At 68.5% G+C, this 22,308-nt stretch carries 21 protein-coding genes and 1 riboswitch; of the genes, 10 read left to right on the top strand and 11 right to left on the bottom strand.

All coding sequences use genetic code 11. The features are described 5' to 3' along the window. Window positions 1-48: 48 nt before the first annotated feature. Window positions 49-210: riboswitch (FMN riboswitch) on the bottom strand. An 84-nt stretch (window positions 211-294) separates the two neighbouring features. Beyond that, window positions 295-1,050, bottom strand: coding sequence for a polyprenol monophosphomannose synthase (locus ACEXOR_RS05760; protein WP_374848467.1), 756 nt, complete (start codon window positions 1,048-1,050; stop codon window positions 295-297). Between the two features lie 151 nt (window positions 1,051-1,201). Between ACEXOR_RS05760 and ACEXOR_RS05755 the strand changes: the two genes are divergently transcribed. Further along, window positions 1,202-1,732, top strand: a complete 531-nt coding sequence (locus tag ACEXOR_RS05755; RefSeq protein WP_374848465.1) for a GtrA family protein — start codon at window positions 1,202-1,204, stop codon at window positions 1,730-1,732. 55 nt (window positions 1,733-1,787) lie between these two features. Further along, window positions 1,788-2,888 carry an FUSC family protein gene (locus ACEXOR_RS05750; protein ID WP_374848464.1) on the top strand — a complete coding sequence of 367 codons (1,101 nt, stop codon included), beginning with the start codon at window positions 1,788-1,790 and terminating at the stop codon, window positions 2,886-2,888. A gap of 63 nt (window positions 2,889-2,951) precedes the next feature. Here ACEXOR_RS05750 and trpS read toward each other — a convergent pair whose 3' ends face one another. The 10 genes from trpS to ACEXOR_RS05700 all read right to left on the bottom strand — a co-directional run bounded on the left by trpS (window position 2,952) and on the right by ACEXOR_RS05700 (window position 12,167). Next, window positions 2,952-3,971, bottom strand: coding sequence for a tryptophan--tRNA ligase (gene trpS / locus ACEXOR_RS05745; protein ID WP_374848463.1), 1,020 nt, complete (start codon window positions 3,969-3,971; stop codon window positions 2,952-2,954). Between the two features lie 27 nt (window positions 3,972-3,998). Next, window positions 3,999-4,835 (bottom strand): exodeoxyribonuclease III, encoded by an 837-nt coding sequence (locus tag ACEXOR_RS05740; RefSeq protein ID WP_374848462.1) that lies wholly within the window; start codon window positions 4,833-4,835, stop codon window positions 3,999-4,001. A 51-nt stretch (window positions 4,836-4,886) separates the two neighbouring features. Continuing rightward, complete coding sequence (locus ACEXOR_RS05735) at window positions 4,887-6,089, bottom strand: YihY/virulence factor BrkB family protein (protein ID WP_374848460.1); 1,203 nt, start codon at window positions 6,087-6,089, stop codon at window positions 4,887-4,889. Window positions 6,090-6,273: 184 nt separating this feature from the next. After that, entirely contained in the window at window positions 6,274-6,726 is a 453-nt protein-coding gene (locus tag ACEXOR_RS05730) for an endonuclease domain-containing protein (protein WP_374848459.1), read from the bottom strand. 41 nt (window positions 6,727-6,767) lie between these two features. Next, entirely contained in the window at window positions 6,768-7,031 is a 264-nt protein-coding gene (locus ACEXOR_RS05725) for a hypothetical protein (RefSeq protein WP_374848457.1), read from the bottom strand. Between the two features lie 274 nt (window positions 7,032-7,305). After that, window positions 7,306-8,073 carry a succinate dehydrogenase iron-sulfur subunit gene (locus ACEXOR_RS05720; RefSeq protein ID WP_374848456.1) on the bottom strand — a complete coding sequence of 256 codons (768 nt, stop codon included), beginning with the start codon at window positions 8,071-8,073 and terminating at the stop codon, window positions 7,306-7,308. Beyond that, window positions 8,073-9,872, bottom strand: coding sequence for a succinate dehydrogenase flavoprotein subunit (gene sdhA, locus ACEXOR_RS05715; RefSeq protein WP_374848454.1), 1,800 nt, complete (start codon window positions 9,870-9,872; stop codon window positions 8,073-8,075). Before sdhA ends, ACEXOR_RS05720 begins: the two co-directional genes overlap by 1 nt. Window positions 9,873-9,933: 61 nt before the next feature. After that, window positions 9,934-10,383, bottom strand: coding sequence for a succinate dehydrogenase hydrophobic membrane anchor subunit (locus ACEXOR_RS05710; protein ID WP_374848453.1), 450 nt, complete (start codon window positions 10,381-10,383; stop codon window positions 9,934-9,936). Beyond that, on the bottom strand, window positions 10,383-10,775 hold the full coding sequence (gene sdhC / locus ACEXOR_RS05705; protein WP_374848451.1) for a succinate dehydrogenase, cytochrome b556 subunit: 393 nt from the start codon (window positions 10,773-10,775) through the stop codon (window positions 10,383-10,385). The genes ACEXOR_RS05710 and sdhC overlap by 1 nt, the downstream gene beginning before the upstream one ends. Window positions 10,776-10,997: 222 nt before the next feature. Next, window positions 10,998-12,167 (bottom strand): glycosyltransferase family 4 protein, encoded by a 1,170-nt coding sequence (locus tag ACEXOR_RS05700; RefSeq protein ID WP_374848450.1) that lies wholly within the window; start codon window positions 12,165-12,167, stop codon window positions 10,998-11,000. Window positions 12,168-12,305: 138 nt separating this feature from the next. On the opposite strand from ACEXOR_RS05700, the gene ACEXOR_RS05695 reads away from it, so the two are divergent. From ACEXOR_RS05695 to ACEXOR_RS05660, 8 genes are all read left to right on the top strand, one after another. Next, complete coding sequence (locus ACEXOR_RS05695; RefSeq protein ID WP_374848449.1) at window positions 12,306-13,427, top strand: mannose-1-phosphate guanylyltransferase; 1,122 nt, start codon at window positions 12,306-12,308, stop codon at window positions 13,425-13,427. A gap of 46 nt (window positions 13,428-13,473) precedes the next feature. Next, window positions 13,474-14,547 (top strand): BMP family lipoprotein, encoded by a 1,074-nt coding sequence (locus ACEXOR_RS05690; protein ID WP_374848448.1) that lies wholly within the window; start codon window positions 13,474-13,476, stop codon window positions 14,545-14,547. A gap of 169 nt (window positions 14,548-14,716) precedes the next feature. Beyond that, window positions 14,717-15,811, top strand: coding sequence for a BMP family lipoprotein (locus ACEXOR_RS05685; protein WP_374848446.1), 1,095 nt, complete (start codon window positions 14,717-14,719; stop codon window positions 15,809-15,811). Between the two features lie 117 nt (window positions 15,812-15,928). Next, the gene (locus ACEXOR_RS05680; protein WP_374848445.1) at window positions 15,929-17,491 is read left to right on the top strand and encodes an ABC transporter ATP-binding protein; all 1,563 of its coding nucleotides are present in this window, start codon (window positions 15,929-15,931) and stop codon (window positions 17,489-17,491) included. Beyond that, on the top strand, window positions 17,488-18,789 hold the full coding sequence (locus ACEXOR_RS05675) for an ABC transporter permease (protein ID WP_374848444.1): 1,302 nt from the start codon (window positions 17,488-17,490) through the stop codon (window positions 18,787-18,789). Before ACEXOR_RS05680 ends, ACEXOR_RS05675 begins: the two co-directional genes overlap by 4 nt. Beyond that, entirely contained in the window at window positions 18,786-20,117 is a 1,332-nt protein-coding gene (locus ACEXOR_RS05670; RefSeq protein ID WP_374848443.1) for an ABC transporter permease, read from the top strand. The genes ACEXOR_RS05675 and ACEXOR_RS05670 overlap by 4 nt, the downstream gene beginning before the upstream one ends. 25 nt (window positions 20,118-20,142) lie before the next feature. After that, a complete protein-coding gene (locus tag ACEXOR_RS05665; protein ID WP_374848620.1) occupies window positions 20,143-20,604 on the top strand; it encodes a cytidine deaminase in 462 nt (153 codons plus the stop codon). 43 nt (window positions 20,605-20,647) lie between these two features. After that, complete coding sequence (locus ACEXOR_RS05660) at window positions 20,648-21,940, top strand: thymidine phosphorylase (RefSeq protein ID WP_374848442.1); 1,293 nt, start codon at window positions 20,648-20,650, stop codon at window positions 21,938-21,940. The last annotated feature ends 368 nt before the right edge of the window (window positions 21,941-22,308 follow it).

Below are 22,308 nucleotides of genomic sequence, written 5' to 3'. Positions count from 1 at the left end.
GGTCTCCGGGGATGCGCGCGAAGCGCCGGCGGCGCGCATCGCGAACCGCCCGTGCTGCCTCTCATCCGGACTAGACGGGGCCTTACGACCTCGCCATCACCGTCGGTTCCGGAATTCCACCGGATCAACCCCGACGCCGCCTTTCGAGCGACCTCGGAGTTCGCGGACTGTCACCGCCGGTTCAGAATCTCACTGACCCCGGAGCACGTTACTTGTGTTAGTTCTACCATCAACGCCTGGGCGCGACGGATATTCCGTTCAGCGGCCCCGTCGGGGCCCGTTCGCGGATCCTGCTCAGCGGCCCGCGGTGGCGGCCAGCGGCAGCCGGGCGGGGGCGCGGCCCACGACGCCCGACAGACCCCAGAGCGTCACCTTGGTGAGCGCCTCGACCACGATGCCGGTCGACATCTTCGACACGCCCTCGGCGCGCTCGATGAAGGTGATCGGGAACTCGCCGATACGGCCGCCCGAGCGCTCGAACTGCCACGCCATCTCGATCTGGAAGCAGTAACCCTGAGAGTTCACACTGGTGAAGTCGACCGTTCGCAGGGCGTCGGCACGGAAACCGCGGTAGCCGCTGGTGAGGTCGTGCAGGCGCGAGCGGAGCATGATGCGGGAGTAGAAGGTGCCCGCCTTCGAGATGAGCTTGCGGTGCAGCGGCCAGTTCACGATGGTGCCGCCCTCGACCCAGCGTGTGCCGATCGCCATGTCGTCGCCGCTGTCGAGGAGGCCGATCAGGCGTGGCAGCTCCTCGGGCTGGTGCGAGCCGTCGGCGTCCATCTCGACGATGTAGTCGTAGCCGTTCTCCAGCGCCCAGCTGAAGCCCGCGCCGTAGGCGGCCCCGAGGCCGTTCTTCTCCGTACGGTGCAGCACGTGCACACGGGAATCGGCGGCGGCGAGCCGGTCCGCGAGGCGGCCGGTGCCGTCGGGGGAGTTGTCGTCCACCACCAGGACGTGGCCGTCGGAGACGGTCGCGTGGATGCGCTCGATCACGCGTTCGATGGAGGCGATCTCGTTGTATGTCGGTATCACGACGATGGTTTTGGCCACAGGTCCTTCAATCAATCGGGCCCCACCTGGAGGGAGCGCTCAGAAGCGTATCGTCGCTTTCCGTTCATTTTCCCCAGTTACGCTCAGCATTGGCCCGGAAGATACAGAATGTTCTCTTCGGTCAACGAACATCAGAAACGGTAGATCTTCCATGAGCAGCACCCCCGACGCGCGTTCGAAGCTTCGAACGCTCATGATGGAGTTCCTCCGCTTCGGCATGGTGGGCGGACTCGGCTTCGTCGTCGATCTGACCGTGTTCAACCTGCTCGTGGTCACCGTCCTGAACTCCTCGAACGTGCACGAGGGCCCCATCATCGCCAAGCTCATCTCGGCGTCGTTGGCCATCATGGTGAACTGGCTGGGCAACCGCTACTGGACGTTCCGCCACCGCCGCCGCGCCGACATGCTGCGCGAGAGCGTCGAGTTCTTCGTCGTCAGCGTCATCGGCACGGGCATCGGCCTGGCCTGCCTGTGGGTCTCGCACTACCTCATGGGCTTCACCTCGCTGCTGGCCGACAACATCTCCGGCAACGTGATCGGCCTCGCGCTCGGCTCGCTCTTCCGGTTCGTGCTCTACCGCGTCTGGGTCTTCGGCGAGCACCGCCAGCGCACCCCGGTGGCCGTGAAGGTCGTCGACCCGGCGAAGAACGTGCCCACCGGCAGCGTGCCGACCGCGTTCTGAGTCGGCGGCATCCGCTCGATCATCGGGCTCCGGATGCTCCGGCTACTGTGAGAGGGTGACTGCCGACCAGCCCCGTACCGGCCGCTGGGCCGCCGCGGCCCGGGCATCCCTCGCACCGGCGCGGGCCTTCCAGGCCTCCGCCCGCACCCCGTTGCTGCAGGTGCTGAAGACGGCGGCGGCCGCCGTCGTCGCCTGGATCGTGTGCAGCCTGGTGGCGGCCGACGAGCCACCGGTGTTCGGTGCCATCGCGGCCATCATCGTGGTGCAGCCGAGCGTCAACCAGTCGCTGAGCCGGGCCGTCGAGCGGTCGATCGGCGTGATCGTGGGCGTGGTGGTCGCCTACCTGGTGTCGCTGGTCTTCGGGGCGCCGAGCTGGCTCATCCTGCTCGCCATCGTGCTGTCACTGCTGGTCGGCTGGGCCCTGCGGTTCCCCCAGTCGTCCACGGTGCAGATCCCTATCAGCGCCATGCTCGTGCTCTCGATCGGGGCGCAGACCCCCGGGTACGCGTTCGAGCGCATCGTCGAGACCATCATCGGTGCCGTGATCGGCGTGGTGGTGAACTGGGTCATCGTCCCTCCCGTCGCGCTGCAGCCGGCGCACGATGCCGTCACCGCGCTGGGGCGTGAGATCGCCGCCACCATGGACTCGCTCGCGACCGTGCTGAGCGCTCCCACCGACGAGGCCTTCCGCACCGGCATGCTCGTGGAGGCCAGGCTGCTCCGGCCCATGCAGGCCAAGGCCCAGAAGGCCGTCGAAGCGGCCGACGAGAGCCTGCGCTTCAACCCGCGCCGTTCGGCCAACCGCGAGGCGCTCGCGACCGACGACGAGCTGCTCACCCGGCTCGGGGTGGTCACCAACCGGGTGCTCGGCATGGCGAGGGCGCTGATCGATCACTTCGATGCGTCGCTCCCGGATGACGCGACCTCGCTCGCCATCGCCGAGGAGCTGCGCCGGGCGGCCCACGATCTGCGGCTCGTGCTCGAGCACGTCGAGCCGGTGCACGGCACCGAGTCCCTCGAACAAGAACCCGCGCTCACGGCGCCGTTGCAGGCCTTCGTGCCCGACGTGCAGCACTGGATCCTGATCGGCTCGCTGCTGGAAGACCTCCGCCGCGTGCGCGAGGAGATCGTGGGCGCGTCGGCCGACCTGCGCTGACGGCGGGTGCGGCGCGCACGTCGCGCACCCGCCGTCAGCGGCGTCCAGCGCGCCCGGCTCCGGTCAGCGGCGACGCGGCAGGAAGCCCACTCGGTCGTACACGGTCTCCAGGGTGGCCGAGGCCACCTCGTCGGCGCGGTCGGCGTTCGCCGAGAGGATGCGGTCGAGCTCTGCCGGGTCGTCCATCAGCTCGAGCGTGCGGGTGCGGATCGGCTCGACCGTCTCCACCACCAGCTCGGCGAGAGCCTTCTTCAAGGTGCCGTAGCCCCCACCCGCGAACTCCTCGACCACCGAGTCGATCGACCGGTTGCCGAGGATGGCGAAGACGGTGAGCAGATTCGCCAGGCCCGGCTTCGCGGCCTGGTCGAAGCGCACCTCGCCGTCGGCATCCGTCACCGCGCGCATGATCTTCTTCACCGAGACCTTCGGCTCGTCGAGCAGCCAGATCAGCCCCGAGGCCGACTCGGCCGACTTCGACATCTTCGAACCGGGGTTCTGCAGGTCGTAGACCTTCGCCGACTCCTTCAGGATGTAGGGCTTGGGCACGGTGAAGGTGTCGCCGAACCGTGAGTTGAAGCGGGTGGCGAGGTCGCGGGTGAGCTCGACGTGCTGCCGCTGGTCTTCGCCCACCGGCACATCCGCCGCCTGGTAGAGCAGGATGTCGCCGGCCTGCAGGATCGGGTACGTGAACAGGCCCACCGAGGCCGAGTCCTGGCCCTGTTTGGTCGACTTGTCCTTGAACTGCGTCATGCGGGCGGCTTCACCGAAACCGGTGATGGTGTTGAGCACCCAGGCCAGTTCGGCGTGCGCGGGAACGTGCGACTGCACGAACAGCGTCGAGCGCTCGGGGTCGATACCGGCGGCGATGTACTGGGCCGCGGTTCGACGGGTGTTCTCGCGCAGACGCTCCGGGTCTTGCGGAACCGTGATGGCGTGCAGGTCGGCGAGGAAGAAGAAGGCGTCGTGGGTCTCTTGCAGTGCCTTCCAGCTCAGCAGCGCGCCGATGTAGTTGCCGAGGTGGAGGGAGTCGGCCGAGGGCTGCATGCCCGACAGCAGTCGGGGCTTGAGAGTGGAGTCGGTCATCACAGGTCTTTCATTCAACATGGACGGTCACAGCTGGTAGTCGACCACCACGGGAGCGTGATCGCTCCACCGGGCGTCGTGCGACTCGGCGCGGTCGACGGTCACCGAGATGGCGGCCGCGGCGAGTTCGGGGGTGGCGAGCTGGTAGTCGATGCGCCAGCCGGTGTCGTTGTCGAACGCGTGCCCGCGCTGCGACCACCAGGTGTATGGGCCCTCCACCTCGCCGGCGAACCGGCGGCCGAGGTCGATCCAGCCGAGGCCGGCCCCGTTGTTGTAGTCGGGGTCGCCCTCGGCACCCACGAACCGGTCGAAGTACGCGCGCTCCTCGGGCAGGAAGCCCGCCTTCTTCTGGTTGCCGCGCCAGTTCTTGATGTCGATGGTGCGGTGGCCCACGTTGAGGTCGCCCACCACCACGGCCAGCGGCGAGTGCCGCTGCAGCAGCGGGAGGTGTTCGAGCATGCCGTCGAGGAAGCGGAACTTCTCCACCTGTTTGGGCGTACCCACCTCACCGGAGTGCACGTAGGTCGACACCACCGTGACGATGCGATCGCCCCACTCGTAGTCGGCCTCCAGCCAACGGCCGGCGCTGTCGAAGTCGTCGGGGCCGAAGGCGACGCGGTGGATGTTGGCGCGGTCGCGGCTCGCGATCGCAACCCCCGCGCGGCCCTTGGCCGTGGCGGCGTCGTGCAGGATGTTCCAGTCCGGGCCGAGGAGGTTCTCGAGATCGCTCGTCTCCGCTCGAACCTCCTGCAGCGCCAGGATGTCGACGTCGCGAGCCTCGAGCCACTCGCCCATGCCCTTGCGGAAGGCGGCGCGCACGCCGTTCACGTTCACGGAGGCGATGCGGAGGGGCTTGTCTGGCATGCATCTACTGTACTGGCGGCCCCCGACAGCGCGGGGTCGCTCAGCCCGGCCTCAGCGCTTCTCGACGAGCTTCACCGCGTCGGCGTGATCGAGCGCGTCGAGTCGCTCCAGCTTCTTGCGCACCCGGCGCCGCGCCAGTCCGTGCAGCGTCTCCAGCTGGCTCTGCAGTCGCTCTCGCTCGGCCGACACCAGGGTGTCCCGCGCCTCGGCCACGCGTCGCTGCCGCTCGATCTCCAGTTGCTCGGGAGAGAGGGCGCGGGGGTCGAGTCCGGCGTCCTCCATGCCCACGGCGATCCAGGTGGCCGAGATGAGGATGACGCGACAGACGAGGTTCAGGAAGATCATGATGCCGATGATCACCGCGAAGGATGCCAGCAGCGGGTTGGTGGTGGCACCGCCCAGCAGCTGGCTGCCCAGGATCTTCAGGACGCCGAGGGCGGCGCCGCCGATCGCGGCTCCGGCGAGGAGGCGCCGCATCGGGATCCTGACCCCGGAGAGCACCCGGAAGGCCGCGGCCAGCACGAAGCTGTCGAAGACGAACACCACCAGCACTCCCACCAGCCACGCGACCACGAGCGCGAACGGCGACTGCGTGTCGATGCCGAGGAGGTCGAACACCAGTGACAGCCCCTGGTTGCTGATCAGGCTCGCGGCCGACGAGAGCACGATCGCGATGCCGAAGGCCAGCGCGAGACCGAAGTCCTTCAGCTTGAGGATGACGAAGTTGGTCGTCGGCGGATCGAGCTTGAACAGCCGGCGGATCGAGTCGCGGGTGGAGGCGAGCCAGCCCACTGCGGTGAGCACCAGGCCGACTAGGGCGATCGCGCCCGTCCAGCCCAGGATGCGCGCCTCGGCGAGGGCCTCGGGATCGATGGCGCCGCCCTCGCCGATCAGCCCGGGAATGGCGTTGCTCAGCTGGGCCACGACTGCAGCCATCAGATCGGCATTGCCCGCCAGCACGATACCGAAGATCGAGAAGCCCACCCAGATGCCCGCGAAGATCGCGAAAACGGCCTGGAACGACATCCCCGACGCCATGATCTCGCCGCCGCCGGCGCCGAACCGCAGGAACACCCGCACCGGCTTCAGCGCCATGACCTTGGCGATCAGCGCCGCGATCCCGGTCGGAGGAGCGTCGGTGGAGGTCTTCTCCTCGATCTCGACCCCGGGCTTGCCCACCGAATCGGTCTCGGTGGTCGCCCGATCGCCCTTCACAGCGCTGTTCGCTGCCCCGCCGCCCCGCTTGTCGCTCATACCGAAATCCTGGCATGGAGCCCCCCACCCCGCGCCCCCCACCCCGCGCCCGCACCCCCTTCCCACCCCCACCGCGCAACGACGGAGTTCCGGGCCCCTACGCGAGAACGACGGATGCGGGGTCCGTCGTGAGCCCGAACCTCCGTCGTCCGCGCCGCGCCGGCCCGCGTTGCGCCGCGGCCCGTCAGAGCGCGGCGAGCACCGCCGCCAGACACGTAGGCCAGTCGTAGAGCACCTGCGCGTAGCTCAACCGGAGCACTCGGTAGCCACGCCGCGCGAGTTCCGCGTCGCGCCGGCGGTCGCTCTCGAACGATGACGCCGTGTCGTGGAACTCCCGCCCGTCGACCTCCACCACCAGCCGCCCGGGGAGCACGAGGTCCGCGCGGTACGGCGGGATGCGCACCTGCGGTTCCACCTCGAGCCCGGCGTCGATCAACCTCACCCGGGCCACCGACTCGGTGCCCGACTCCGCCCGCGGATCCATCCGACGCATCACCCGCCCCAGCCGCGGCACGGTTCCGAGTTCGCCCGCGAGCTGCCGGCTCGTGCACACGCGCTCCCGTACAGCCGAATCGAGCACGGCCACGAGGCACGCGACGTCGAGGTCGCCCGGCAGATGCCGGATCGCCCGCGTCACCGGCACCACTCCCTCGACGTCGGAGGTCTCCTCGCCACCGTTCAGTGCACGACGACATCGCGCCGGCCGACGTGGAGCGGATCCCCCGTGTCGGGGTCCCGCAGCGCCCGCGCGTGCGGATCGACCGACACATGCAGACGTTCATCGCCCGGCGGGCACCACACCCCGTGGGCACGCAACGCCGAGAACGAGGTCAGCCGCCCACCGAGCCGCACCGCGCGCACCAGCTCGGAACGGGCATCCGGTCGCGCGTAGCGCCCTCGCCGCACCCGGATGAGCCGTCCCTCCCGCAGCAGCCCCTGCACGGCATGCGAAGTCAGCCCCCGCCGTCGCAGCGACGCGGCGCTCGAGAACTCGGGAAGTCGAAGGAGAGAAACCTGCTGCACGCCCCCGACCCTGCCCGAAGGCCGCCCGACCACGGCCGGAGCGTCCCACCCTGTGGAGAGCCCCCAGCCGCCCCGCACCGTGCAGGACAGGATGGCGACGGAGAATCGGCACCCATCTCGCAAACGACGGAGCCTCAGCCCGAAAGGGGGCTGAGGCTCCGTCGTAAGCCGCAAGGCGGCCGGGGGCAGCGCCCTACGGCTTGCCGCGCATGATCGCCTGCTTGACCTCGGCGATCGCCTGCGTCACCTGGATGCCGCGGGGGCAGGCATCCGTGCAGTTGAAGGTGGTGCGGCAGCGCCACACGCCCTCTTTGTCGTTCAGGATGTCCAACCGGGTGGCAGCAGCCTCGTCACGCGAGTCGAAGATGAAGCGGTGCGCGTTCACGATCGCTGCGGGGCCGAAGTACTGCCCGTCGGTCCAGAACACGGGGCACGACGAGGTGCACGCCGCGCACAGGATGCACTTCGTGGTGTCGTCGAAGCGAGCGCGGTCGGCCACCGACTGGATGCGCTCCTTGTCTTTCGGCGGCTCGGTGTTCGACACCAGGAACGGCTGCACCTCGCGGTACGAGGCGAAGAACGGCTCCATGTCGACGATCAGGTCCTTCTCCAGCGGCAGACCCTTGATGGCCTCCACGTAGATGGGCTTGGTGATGTCGAGGTCTTTGATCAGCGTCTTGCAGGCCAGGCGGTTGCGGCCGTTGATGCGCATCGCATCCGAACCGCAGATGCCGTGCGCGCACGAGCGACGGAAGGTCAGCGACCCGTCCTGCTCCCACTTGATCTTGTGCAGCGCGTCCAGGATGCGGTCGGTCGCGAACATCTGCACGTCGAAGTCCTGCCAGCGCGGCTCGTCGTCGACGTCGGGGTCGAAGCGACGGATGATCAGCGTGACCGTGAAGGCCTCGATCGGGGCCTCGGGCGCGGGGCCCGAAGCGGGTGCGTCGGCTACGAGCGTCATCAGTACTTCCTCTCCATCGGCTGGTAGCGCGTCACGACGACGGGCTTCCAGTCGAGCCGGATGTGGTCTGCGGCGTCGCTCGAGAGGGGGTCTCCCGAGAGATACGCCATGGTGTGCTTCATGTACGCGTCGTCGTCGCGCTTGGGGTAGTCGTCGCGCATGTGGCCGCCGCGGCTCTCCTGGCGGTTGCGCGCCGAGTACACGACCACCTCCGCCAGGTCGAGCAGGAAGCCGAGCTCGATCGCCTCGAGCAGGTCGGTGTTGAACCGCTTGCCCTTGTCCTGCACCTGGATGTTGCGGTACCGCTCGCGCAGCCCGTGGATGGTCTTCGTGACCGAGGCGAGCGACTCGTCGGTGCGGAACACCTGGGCGTTCTTGTCCATCTCGTCCTGCAGCTCCTTGCGGATGGCCGAGATGCGCTCGGTACCCGTTCCGGCCCGCAGCGACGCGACGAGTTCGACGATGGCCTTGGCAGGCTCGGGCGGCAGCGGCGTGAAGTCCACCGTCTGCACGTAGTCGGCGGCGTTGTTGCCGCTGCGCTTGCCGAACACGTTGATGTCGAGCAGCGAGTTGGTGCCGAGCCGGTTCGAGCCGTGCACCGACACGCAGGCGCACTCGCCGGCCGCGTACAGCCCGGGCACCACGGTGTCGTTGTCGCTGAGCACCTCGGCCTTGATATTGGTGGGGATGCCGCCCATCGCGTAGTGGGCAGTCGGCATCACGGGCACCGGTTCGACCACGGGGTCGACGCCGAGGTAGGTGCGGGCGAACTCGGTGATGTCGGGCAGCTTGGTCTCGAGCACCTCGGCGCCGAGGTGCGTGCAGTCCAGCAGCACGTAGTCCTTGTGCGGCCCGGCACCGCGGCCTTCGGCCACCTCCTGCACCATGCAGCGCGCCACGATGTCGCGGGGCGCGAGGTCTTTGATGGTGGGGGCGTAGCGCTCCATGAACCGCTCGCCCGAGGCGTTGCGGAGGATCGCGCCCTCGCCTCGCGCGCCCTCGGTGAGCAGGATGCCGAGCCCTGCCAGGCCGGTGGGGTGGAACTGGAAGAACTCCATGTCCTCCAGCGGCAGTCCCTTGCGCCAGATGATGCCCACGCCGTCACCGGTGAGGGTGTGCGCGTTCGAGGTGGTCTTGTAGATCTTGCCGAATCCGCCGGTGGCGAAGATCACGGCCTTCGCCTGGAAGACGTGGATCTCGCCGGTCGACAGCTCGAACGCCACGACGCCCGAGGGCTTGTCGACCCCGTCGACCTTCGTCATCACGAGGTCGAGCACGTAGTACTCGTTGAAGAAGTTGATGCCGAGCTTGACGCAGTTCTGGAACAGGGTCTGCAGGATCATGTGGCCGGTGCGGTCGGCCGCGTAACAGGCGCGGCGCACGGGCGCCTTGCCGTGGTCACGGGTGTGGCCGCCGAAGCGCCGCTGGTCGATTTTGCCCTCGGGCGTGCGGTTGAACGGCAGGCCCATGTTCTCGAGGTCGATGACCGCGTCGATGGCCTCCTTCGCGAGGATCTCGGCGGCATCCTGGTCGACGAGGTAGTCGCCGCCCTTCACCGTGTCGAAGGTGTGCCATTCCCAGTTGTCCTCCTCGACGTTCGCGAGGGCGGCCGCCATGCCACCCTGCGCCGCGCCCGTGTGGGAACGCGTCGGGTAGAGCTTGGAGATGACCGCGGTCTTGGCCTTGGGGCCCGCCTCGATGGCGGCCCTCATGCCGGCGCCACCGGCGCCCACGATCACGATGTCGAACTGGTGGTAGTGAACGCCGTCTACGACGGCGCCGTCTTCGTACTCTGTCACGGGGGAGCTCACTCTGCGGGTTGGGTCGGCACGATCGCTCGCACCGGGGTCGTCGGCGTGGTTAGCGGGTGGCGCAGAACGACGGCAGGAGATCTGCCGGCGAACCTGCGGGGCAGGGGTCGAAGGTGTAGACCACCAGCGTGCCGAGCACGATCATCGACACGACGGCCACGAGGATGGCGCCCTGCAGCACGCGGCGCGTCACCGCCTTGGTGGCGTAGTCGTTCACGATCGTGCGCATGCCGTTGCCGCCGTGGATCATTGCGAGCCACAGCATCAGCGTGTCCCACACCTGCCAGAACGGGTCGGACCACTTGCCGCCCACGAACGCGAAGTCGATGGCCTTGATGCCGTCTCCCACGAGCAGGTTCACGAACAGGTGGCCGAAGATCAGCACGATCAGCACGACGCCCGAGGCGCGCATGTAGATCCAGCCCCACTTCTCCCAGTTCACGCCGCGGCTGCGGCGGACGGTGTGCGGGGCCCGGGGAGACTCGATGGTCGTGGCCATCAGGCACCTCCGACATGGCTGAACACGTTGATCAGGTGGCGCGGCGCGAAGCCGAGCATGGTGACGACCCAGAGGCCGATCACCACCCAGAACATCACGCGCTGGTACTTCGTGCCCTTCGACCACAGGTCGATCAGGATGATCCGGATGCCGTTGAACGCGTGGTACACGATCGCGGCGACGAGCGCCGTCTCGCCGAGACCCATGATCGGGTTCTGGTACGTCGAGATGACCGCGTTGTACGCCTCAGGAGCGACCCTCACCATCGAGGTGTCCAGGATGTGCACGAGTAGGAAGAAGAAAATCGCGACGCCCGTGATGCGGTGCAGCACCCACGACCACATGCCTTCACGGCCGCGGTAGAGAGTGCCGGCCGGCCGCTTCGGTGTCATCGTCCCTGCCGTATTTATGGCCACGGACTAACCCTCCTTGGCTTCAGTCGGGGCCGAGAACGCCCGCATGCGAATGATGCGAATCCGGTCGTCGACCGCTCACAGTCTATGTCGGTTTCGCGCTCGCGGGGTATTAGGGCGACCTTAGTTGTATACAGCGCCCCTCCGCGGACAGAGCCGCGGCAGCGCTGGGAACGACGGGCCGCGCATACCCTGGTGTATTCAGGCGTGTGAGCCGACGCGAGTGCGCTTGGCGCCCGTGCGCGCCGCGGTGGCCGTGCGCGCGCCCATCACCGTGCGGTAGTGGCCGAGGAGTTCGTCGCACACCGATTCCCACGAGGTGCCGATCACCGCGCGGCGGCCGGCCTCGCCCATCCGCAGGCGCAGCGCCGGGTCGGCCACGAGCGACTGCACGCGCATCCGGAAGTCCCGCACGTCGTCGGGATCGAAGAGGTATCCGTCCTCGCCGTGCCGCACGAGGTCGATCGGGCCGCCGGCCGCGGGAGCCACCACCGGCAGGCCGGCGGAGTGCGCCTCCTGGAGGGTCTGCCCGAAGGTCTCCTCGGTGCCGGTGTGGGCGAACACGTCGAAGCTCGCGTAGGCGTCGGCCAGGTCCTGGCCCGAGAGCCGGCCGAGGAAGGTGGCGGGCATGCCGTGCAGCTGGCGCCGGATGAGGTCGTCGCTCGGCCCGTCGCCCACGATCGCGAGGTGGAGCCCGGGCATCCCGCGGAGGGCGGCCAGGCGCTCGAGACCCTTCTCGGGCGCCACGCGGCCCACGTAACCCACCACGGTGTCGCGGCCGCCCCGGGAGAGCAGTGCGGAGAGTGCCTGGGCCGAGGGGCGCAGCCGGTTGTTCGGGTGGTAGCGCACGAGGTCGACGCCGCGGCCCCAGCGGGCGAGCCGCCCGATGCCGGCCTGTTCGAGGTCGTGCTGTGAGGCGCTGGAGGGAACGAGGGTGAGGTCGGCGCCGTCGTGGATCCACTTCACAACCCGCCAGGCGAGTCGGGACGCCGAGCCGAGCTTGTTGCGGCGGGCGTACCCCGCGACATCCGTCTGGAAGATCGCCACCGAGGGAACCCCGAGCCGATTGGCCGCCGCGATGCCCTGTGCTCCCAGCAGGAAGGGCGACGCCGCGTGCACCACGTCGGGCGCGAAGCCCGCGATCAGGCGGGCCACCTGAGCATTCGGGATGCCCACCGGGAACTGCCGATAGGCCACGGCCGGCACCTGGTGCACGGCGAAACCGCGATAGGTGGCGGGGGAGCCGGCGGCCGGGGCGATCACGATCGCCTCGTGCCCGTTCGCGGCCAGGTGATCGAGCACCTTGCAGACGCTGTTGGTGACTCCGTTGACGGTGGGAAGAAAACTCTCGCTGATGATCGCAACGCGCATGACATGCCTCCGCGGGCCAGAGCGGCCGACCGGCCACGTCATCGACGCTACGAGCAGCAGGTTGCCCGCCGGTGGCCGCGCAGTGGCGGGCCGGTGAGCAGCGGATGGCTCGCGCGGGCGCTGTATAGGCTGTGCGTCATGAACTCAACCTCTTCCGCTCTCGACCGGCTCTACAGCGTCATTCCGGCCGGCGGGATCGGCTCGAGACTCTGGCCGCTGTCGCGGGCCGACGCGCCGAAGTTCCTGCACGACCTCAGCGGTTCGGGTCAGAGCCTCTTGCGCGACACCTGGGACCGCCTCGCGCCCCTGTCGGGCGAGCAGCGCATCATGGTTGTCACCGGCCGCGCCCACCGCGCCGCCGTCGAGGAGCAGCTCACCACCCTGGAAGACCACAACGTGGTGCTCGAGTCGGAGCCGCGCGACTCCACCGCCGCCATCTGCCTGGCCGCCGCCATCCTCGAGCGCCGCGAGCCCGGGGTCATCATCGGCTCGTTCGCCGCCGACCACGTCATCACCAGCCCCGACCGGTTCCGGGCCGCCGTGGCCCAGGCGGTGCAGGTCGCCGACGCCGGCTACATCGCCACCATCGGCATCACGCCCACCGACCCGGCCGTCGGTTTCGGCTACATCCGTACGCTCGGCTCGCTGGAGATCGAGGGCGCCCCCGCGGCGCTCACCGTCGACCGCTTCGTCGAGAAGCCCGACCTGGCCACGGCCCGCCGCTACCTCAAAGCGGGCAACTACCTCTGGAACGCGGGCATGTTCATCGCCCGTGCCGACAAGCTGCTCGAGCACCTCGGCGCCTCGGAGCCCGAGCTCCTCGCCGGCATCATGGAGCTCGCCGAGGCCTGGGACACCCCGCGCCGCGGCGAGGTCGTCGACCGCGTGTGGCCCACGCTGAAGAAGATCGCCATCGACTACTCCGTCGCCGAGCCCGCCGCGGCCGCCGGGGCCCTCGCCGTCATCCCGAGCGACTTCGACTGGGACGACGTGGGCGACTTCGCCTCCATCGCCAAGCTGCACAGCGCCGGCCGCGGCACCGACCTGGCCATCCTGGGCAAGAACGCCCGGGTGCTGGCCGACTCCTCCAGCGGCATCGTGGTCTCGCAGTCGAAGCGGGTCATCAGCCTCATCGGCGTGACCGACATCATCGTCGTCGACACTCCGGATGCGCTGCTGGTGACCACCAGCGAGCACGCCCAGCGGGTCAAGTCGGTCGTCGACGCACTCCGCGCCGGCGGCTCCGGCGACGTGCTCTGACCCGCACCCTTCCTTCCTACTTCCCGGCAGCCGCAGGAGCCCGACCATGAGATCCACCGCACTCGTCCGTTCCGCCGTCGTCCTCGGAGCGCTCGCGCTCACCCTCGCCGGGTGCGCCGCCCCTCCGGCTCCGAGCGACGACTCGACCGGCACCGCTCAGGCGAGCGACTACTGCGCCCGCATGGTCACCAACTCCGGCGGCCTCGACGACCGCTCGTTCAACCAGTCGAGCTGGGAGGGTCTCGAGCAGGCCCAGCAGCAGTTCGGCATCGACGCCCAGGTGCTCGTCTCCACGGGCGAGACCGACCTGGCCCCGAACGTCACCCAGGCGGTGCAGAGCGGATGCCCGTTCGTGCTCACGGTCGGGTACGAGCTCGCCGACGCCACGCTGGCCGAGGCCGGCGCCAACCCGGAGACGCACTTCGCCATCGTCGACGAGACGGTCGACGCCCCGAACGTCAAGCCCATCCTGTTCGACACCGCCCAGGCCTCGTACCTCGCCGGCTACCTGGCAGCCGGCGTCAGCAAGACGGGCAAGGTGGCCACCTTCGGCGGCGGCAACCAGCCGCCCGTCACCCTGTTCATGGACGGCTTCGTCGACGGCGTGGCCAAGTACAACGAGGTGCACGGCACCCAGGTGCAGGCCCTCGGCTGGAGCAAGGCGAGCCAGGACGGGGTGTTCACCGGCGACTTCGAAGACATCAACAAGGGCAAGACCGTGACGCAGGGCTTCTTCGACCAGGGCGCCGACGTCATCCTGCCCGTTGCCGGCCAGGTCGGCGAGGGCGCGGCCGCGGCGGCGCTCGAGGCCGGCGGGGTGTCGCTCATCTGGGTCGACAACGACGGCTACGACACGCTGCCCGAGGAGTACCGTCCGATCCTGCTCACGAGCGTGATGAAGAACACCGGCGACGCCGTGGTCGAGATCGTCGGCGACGACATCGACGGCGACTTCACCAACGAACCCTTCGTCGGCACGCTCGAGAACGAGGGCGTCGGGCTCGCGCCCTTCCACGACCTGGAATCGGCGGTGCCGTCCGAACTCGCCACCGAGCTGAACGACCTGAAGTCGCAGATCGTCGCCGGTTCCGTGGCCGTGGACTCGCCCTCCACCCCCTGACGACCCACCGGCGCCGCGTGGACATTTCGCGGAGATTTCGGCGTGGTCGCGGCTTTGTAACGCTTGCGCGCCGAAGGCGTCCACCATCTGTCGCGACCCGTAACTTTCGGTAACGTGTCCCTCACACAGCCCCTGCGCGTCTTGGCAGGGCAGCATCTTGGAGGACATCTTGAGCATCAACCTGCGTCGCGCCGGAGTGGCCGGCTTCGCCACCCTGGGCGTGGCTGCCCTTCTCGCCGGCTGCGCGTCCGCCCCGTCGGACACCGCGTCCACCTCGGGCGGAGACGCCGCGAGCGACTTCATCCCCTGCATGGTCTCCGACTCGGGCGGATTCGACGACAAGTCGTTCAACCAGGCCGGTTACGAGGGCCTGAACGAGGCCGCGAAGGCACTCAACGTCGAGCCGAACGCGGTCGAGTCGGCCGCCGACACCGACTTCGCGCCGAACATCGACAACCTCGTCTCGCAGGACTGCAACCTGATCATCTCGGTCGGCTTCCTCCTGGCCGACGCCACCAAGGCCGCGGCCGAGGCGAACCCCGACACCGAGTTCTCGATCATCGACGACTCGTCGATCGACCTCCCCAACGTCAAGCCCATCGTCTTCGACACCGCGCAGGCCGCGTTCCTGGCCGGCTACGCCTCGGCCAGCTACAGCAAGTCGGGCACCGTCGGCACCTTCGGCGGAATGCAGATCCCGTCGGTCACCATCTTCATGGACGGCTTCGTCGACGGCGTGAACTACTACAACGAGCAGAAGGGCACCTCCGTCAAGGCCATCGGCTGGGACGTCGCCGCCCAGACCGGCTCGTTCACCGGTGGCTTCGCTGCCGGCGTCGAGGCCAAGACCGCGGCCCAGGGCCTGATCGACCAGGGTGCCGACGTCATCCTCCCCGTCGGTGGCCCGATCTTCCTCTCCGCCGGTGAGGCCATCCGCGACTCCGGCAAGGAGATCGCCCTCGTGGGCGTCGACTCCGACAACTACGAGACCGCGGCCGACCTGAAGGACCTCTTCCTCACCTCGGTGCTGAAGGGCGTCAAGGCCGGTGTGGTCGACGTGGTCGACACCGCCGCCGCAGGAAACTTCGACGCCACCCCGTTCGTCGGCACGCTGGAGAACGAGGGCGTCGACATCGCCCCGTTCCACGACTTCGAGAGCAAGGTCTCGCCCGACCTGCAGGGTGAGCTCGACACCATCAAGGCCGGCATCATCGACGGCTCGATCACGGTCGAGTCGCCGTCCACGCCGAAGTCGGCCGAGTAACACCCCGCGTTCTCCGAACGCATCCGGTCGGGGGAGCCAGCACTGCTGGCCCCCCGGCCGCTTCACTTAACAGAGTCGCCGACCGGACCCCGCCTGGGGAGTAGGTAGATTGAACCCATGAAGCTCGAACTCCGGGGCATCACGAAACGTTTCGGTGCCCTCACTGCCAACGACCACATCGACCTCACGGTCGAGCCGGGCGAGATCCACTGTCTGCTCGGCGAGAACGGCGCCGGCAAGTCCACCCTCATGAACGTGCTCTACGGCCTCTACCAGGCCGACGAGGGCGAGATCGTGCTCGACGACGTCGTCCAGCACTTCTCCGGCCCCGGCGACGCCATGAACGCCGGCATCGGCATGGTGCACCAGCACTTCATGCTCATCCCCGTGTTCACGGTGGCCGAGAACGTCATGCTCGGCCACGAGCAGACCGGGTTCGCCGGCCGGCTCGACCTCGCCGCCGCCCGCAAGCGGGTGCGCGAGATCAGCGACCAGTTCGGTTTCGACGTCGATCCGGATGCGCTGGTCGACGACCTGCCCGTCGGCGTGCAGCAGCGGGTCGAGATCATCAAGGCCCTCTCCCGCGACGCCAAGGTGCTCGTGTTCGACGAGCCCACCGCGGTGCTGACGCCGCAGGAGACCGACGAGCTCATGCAGATCATGCGCCTCCTGAAGGAGCGCGGAACCTCCATCGTCTTCATCACCCACAAGCTGCGCGAGGTGCGCGAGGTGGCCGACCGCATCACGGTCATCCGGCTGGGAAAGGTCGTGGGTGAGGCATCCCCCACCGCCACCAACGCCGAGCTCGCCTCGCTCATGGTGGGCCGTGCTGTCGAGCTGACGGTTCACAAGGAGCCGGCGCAGCCCGGTGCCGCCGCGCTCGTGGTGGAGGGACTGTCGGTCATCGACCCCCGCGGCCAGGTCGTGGTCGACAATGTGTCCTTCGACGTCAAGGCGGGGGAGATCCTCGCGATCGCCGGCGTGCAGGGCAACGGCCAGACAGAACTCACCGAGGCGCTGATGGGGTTGCAGGAGCGCGTCACCGGAGACGTCACGCTCGACGGCCGGAGCCTGCGCGGCCTGAGCGTGCGCAAGGTGCTCGACTCCGGTGTGGGCTTCGTTCCCGAAGACCGTAAAGAAGACGGCCTGGTGGGCGAGTTCACGATCGCCGAGAACCTGATGCTCGACCGGTCCGAGAGCGAGCCGTTCGTCAAGGCCGGAGGCCTGCAGCTGTCCTATCTGCGCACCTTCGCCGAGGACAAGTCGAGGGAGTTCGACGTGCGGTCGCAGGGCATCGAGACCGAGGTCGGCCGGCTCTCCGGCGGAAACCAGCAGAAGGTCGTGCTGGCTCGCGAGCTCAGCCGGGAGCTGCGCCTGTTCGTGGCGGCCCAGCCCACCCGTGGCATCGACGTGGGCTCGATCGAATTCGTGCACAAGCGCATCGTCGCCACCCGCGACCAGGGCATCCCGGTGGTGGTCGTGTCGACCGAGCTCGACGAGGTCGTCGCGCTCGCCGACCGCATCGCCGTGATGTACCGCGGCGCCATCGTCGGCATCGTGCCCGGCACGACCTCGCGCGACGTGCTCGGCCTGATGATGGCCGGCGAGGTGCCCGCGGGCACCCCCGTCGCCCCTACTCCCACCCCCTCGACCTCCACCCCCGAAGGAGCTGCCGCGTGAGCGACGCGCCCGTCAACCAGCCCGTCGCTCCCGCGTCCTCCGCGGCGCCGGCACCCGGCGTCCCCGCGGCGGAGCCGCCGTCACGCTGGCGATCCACCTTCAACGAGATCATCGGCGGCAGCGTGATGATCTCGATCCTCGCGGTGGTGCTGGCGATGATCGCCGGCGGCATCCTGATCGCCCTCACCGACGAGAACGTGCAGAAGGCGGCCGGATACTTCTTCGCCCGCCCCGGTGACACCCTCGCCGAGATCTGGAAGGCCGTCTCCGGCGCCTACGTCTCGCTCTTCCAGGGGGCGATCTTCAACCCCAAGCGTGACGACTTCGTGCAGCAGATCAAGCCGCTCACCGAGACCCTCACCTTCGCCACCCCGCTCATCGCGGCCGGTCTCGGCGTGGGGCTGGCGTTCCGCGTCGGCATGTTCAACATCGGTGGCCGCGGCCAGATGCTGATCGCCGCCGCGTGCGCCGGCTGGGTGGGCTTCACCCTGCACCTGCCGTTCGGGCTGCACATGGCCCTCGCGGTCGTGGCCGGTCTCGTCGGCGGTGGAATCTGGGGCGGCATCGCCGGCTTCCTCAAGGCCCGCACCGGCGCCCACGAGGTGATCATCACGATCATGCTCAACTACGTGGCGTTCTACCTGGTGTCCTATCTCCTCCGCACGCCGGTGCTCCAGGCGCCCGGGTCCAACAACCCCAAGTCGCCGCCGATCGACCCGACCGCCGTGTTCCCCGACATCCTCGGGCCGCAGTTCAACCTGCACTTCGGCTTCATCCTGGTGATCGTGGCCACGGTGTTCGTCTGGTGGCTGCTGAACCGTTCATCGCTCGGCTTCAAGTTCCGTGCCGTGGGGCTCAACCCCAACGCGGCCCGCGTGGCCGGCATCAACGTCAAGAACATGTACGTCTACGCCATGGTCATCTCTGGCGGTCTGGTCGGCCTCGCCGGCGTCTCGCAGGTGCTCGGCACGGTCACCACCGGCTTCAGCTCGGGCATCGATGCGGGAATCGGCTTCGATGCCATCACCGTGGCGCTGCTCGGCCGCTCGAAGCCGTGGGGCATCTTCGTGGCCGGCATCCTGTTCGGGGCGTTCAAGGCGGGTGGCTTCGCCATGCAGGCGTCCGAGGGCATTCCGATCGACATCGTGCTCGTCGTGCAGTCGCTCATCGTGTTGTTCATCGCGGCCCCGCCGCTCATCCGCACGGTGTTCCGCCTGCCCGACCCGTCGAAGCCCAAGAAGCCGAAGGCCCCCAAGCTGCCGGTGGTCCAGTCCCGTGAGGCGGTGGCGTCGAAATGAGCCAGAACGTGTCGACCAACAACCTCGCGTCCAGCGGCGGGGTGCCGCCCACCGAGCACAACCACCCGGACACCTCGGGCAAGGCGCTGCAGGTGGTGCTCGTGAAGAGCTGGAAGGCCCCGATCGCGTTCGGTGTCTTCGCGCTGGTGGCCCTGATCCTCTTCGTGGTCTTCGGCCGTGACGGCGAGAGCACGTTCCGCTTGTCCACCGACTCCGACCTCATCCAGCTGCCCGATGTGCTGCTGCCCACGAGGGCCACCGGCATCGTGGTCACCGTGCTGCTCGTCGCCCTGGCCGCGCTCTCGGCGTGGCTGGTCGCCTCCGGCCGCAAGGTGCGGCTGTGGCTGATGGCCGTGTTCGCGGTGCTGTTCCTCATCGCCTTCCTCACCTGGGCCGCGGCCGGCCAGACCATCCCGGTGCCGGGCCTGCTGATCGGCACGGTGTCGCTCAGCGTGCCGCTCATCTTCGGTGCCCTCGGCGGAGTGATCTCCGAGCGCGTCGGCGTGGTGAACGTCGCCATCGAGGGCCAGCTGCTCGCCGGAGCCTTCGTGTCGGCCGTCGTGGCCTCGGTCACCGGCAACCCGTTCATCGGTCTCGTCGGAGCGGTGATCGCCGGAACCCTCGTGTCGTTCGTGCTGGCGGCCTTCTCGATCAAGTACCTGGTCGACCAGGTGATCGTGGGCGTGGTGCTCAACGTGCTCGTCACCGGTCTCACCAGCTTCCTGTATTCGCAGGTGCTCACGGCCAACCCCGACGTGCTCAACTCCCCGCCCCGGTTCGACCGCATCCCCATCCCGCTGCTCAGCGAGATCCCGGTGATCGGGCCCACCCTGTTCCGGCAGACCATCGTGGTGTACCTGATGTACATCGCCGTGGCGCTGGTGTTCTGGGGTCTGTTCAAGACGAAGTGGGGCCTGCGCGTGCGGGCCGTGGGCGAGCATCCGCAGGCTGCCGACACCGTGGGCATCAAGGTCAACCGCACCCGGTTCTGGAACGTGTCGCTCGCCGGCGCGATCGCCGGTCTCGGTGGCGCGTACTTCACGCTCGGCTCGGTCGGAGCGTTCAACAAGGAGATGACGGCCGGCGCCGGCTTCATCGCCCTGGCAGCCGTGATCTTCGGCCGATGGGACCCCATCCGTGCCACACTCGCGGCACTGCTGTTCGGATTCGCGTCGAACCTGCAGAACGTGCTCGGCATCATCGGCTCGCCCGTGCCGAGCGAGTTCATGCTGATGCTGCCGTATGTGGTCACGATCTTCGCGGTCGCCGGCCTCGTCGGCCGGGTGCGCGGGCCCGCGGCATCCGGCAAACCCTATGTGGGATCGTGAGGTGGCCCCGATGACGGATGCACAGATGACGGATGCACAGCTGACCGATGCACAGAAGACGACGGATGCCGCCGGCGCCATCGACTGGGACGCCCTCCGAGCCGTCGCCCTCGAGGCGATGGAGAAGGCCTACGTGCCGTACTCGAAGTTCCCCGTCGGGGTCGCGGCCATCGTCGACGACGGCCGGGTGATCTCGGGCTGCAACGTCGAGAACGCCTCCTACGGGCTCACGCTCTGCGCGGAATGCGCCCTGGTGTCGTCGCTGCACATGACGGGCGGCGGCAAACTCGTCGCCTTCACGTGCGTCGACGGGCACGGCGGTGCGCTCATGCCGTGCGGCCGGTGCCGGCAGCTGCTGTTCGAGCACTCCGCCGAGGGCATGCTGCTCGAGACGGTGTCGGGCATCAAGACCATCGACGAGGTCATCCCGGATGCGTTCGGTCCCCGGACGCTCGTGGAGTACCGCGCCGAGACCCTCGCCGAGTAACGAGCCCTTCGCCGACCAGGCGGCACGAGTTAGGAACCACCCCATGGCCACCGAGCAGTTCGACGTCGTCGACCTCATCCGCACCAAGCGCGACCACGGCACCCTCTCCACCCCGGAGATCGACTGGCTGATCGACGCCTACACGCGAGGCTACGTGGCCGACGAGCAGATGTCGGCGCTCGCGATGGCCATTCTGCTGAACGGGATGTCGCGCGACGAGATCCGCGACCTCACGCTGGCGATGATCGCGTCGGGCGAGCGGATGGACTTCGCCGGCCTCGGCAAGCCGACCGTCGACAAGCACTCCACCGGGGGAGTGGGCGACAAGATCACTCTCCCGCTGATGCCGCTGGTGGCCACCTTCGGGGTGGCCGTGCCGCAGCTCTCGGGTCGCGGACTCGGGCACACGGGCGGAACGCTCGACAAGCTGGAGTCGATTCCCGGATGGCGCGCCTCACTGTCGAACGAGGAGATGTTCGCGCAGTTGCGTGACGAGGGCGGCGTGATCTGCGCAGCCGGGTCCGGGCTCGCTCCGGCCGACAAGAAGCTCTATGCGCTCCGTGACATCACGGGCACGGTCGAGGCCATCCCGCTGATCGCCTCGTCGATCATGTCGAAGAAGATCGCCGAGGGCACCGACTCGCTGGTGCTCGACGTGAAGTTCGGCTCGGGTGCCTTCATGCAGGACATCGAGCGTTCGAGGGAGCTCGCCCGCACCATGGTGGACCTGGGCAATGACGCCGGGGTACGCACTACCGCGTTGCTCACGAACATGAACGTGCCGTTGGGGCTCGCGATCGGCAACGCCAACGAGGTGCGCGAATCGGTGGAGGTGCTCGCCGGTGGCGGCCCGGCCGACGTGGTCGAACTCACCATCGCGCTGGCCACTGAGATGCTCCGCCTGGCGGGCCGGCCCGACGCGGATGTGGCGGAAGCACTCCGGGACGGTCGCGCCATGGACACCTGGAACCGGGTCATCCGCGCCCAGGGTGGAGACCCGGAGGCGCCGCTTCCGACGGCCCGCGAGACCGAGACGATCCTCGCGCCGCGCTCCGGCACGCTCCTCCGACAGGACGCACTGCCCTTCGGCATCGCGGCCTGGCGACTCGGGGCCGGACGTGCCCGAGCGCAGGATGCCGTGCAGCACGCCGCCGGCATCGACCTGCACGCGAAGCCCGGAGACTCGGTCACGGCGGGGCAGCCCCTCTTCACGCTCTCAGCCGATGAGCCCGAGCGCTTCGCTCGGGCGCTGGAAGCCGTCGAGGGTGCCTGGGAGATCGGCGAGGCCGACGACTACGCCCCCGGTCTGCCGCTGGTCGTCGAGCTGATCGGCTGAATCCCGCGGGATTCCGGGGCGACACGCCCGGGTGTTCAGCGGGATTTGCCCTGTCGGAAACCTGCCCGTAATGTTTCTACACGTCACCCCACAGGTGCGGAAAGCGGAAGAGCTTACCGGCCTCAAGCGGGACATCAATCCTCCATCAGCTTCGATGAGTCTCTTGAAGACTCCGAAGCAGAGGCGTAGGATTAAACCCCTTCCACGAGCTGGGCGCGTCGATTTGACAGCCCGAAAGCAAGTGCTAGGGTAGAGAAGTTGCCTGGAACGGCGGCCTGACGGCCTGGTTTTATGGTGTCCGATCCTTGAGAACTCAACAGCGTGCACAATGTCAAATGCCAAAAACCCCAGACAGCCCTTGTGGTTGT

The organism is Herbiconiux liangxiaofengii, assembly GCF_041927335.1.
GTDB lineage: Bacteria > Actinomycetota > Actinomycetes > Actinomycetales > Microbacteriaceae > Herbiconiux > Herbiconiux liangxiaofengii.
This window is presented reverse-complemented; position numbering and strand designations above follow the sequence as displayed.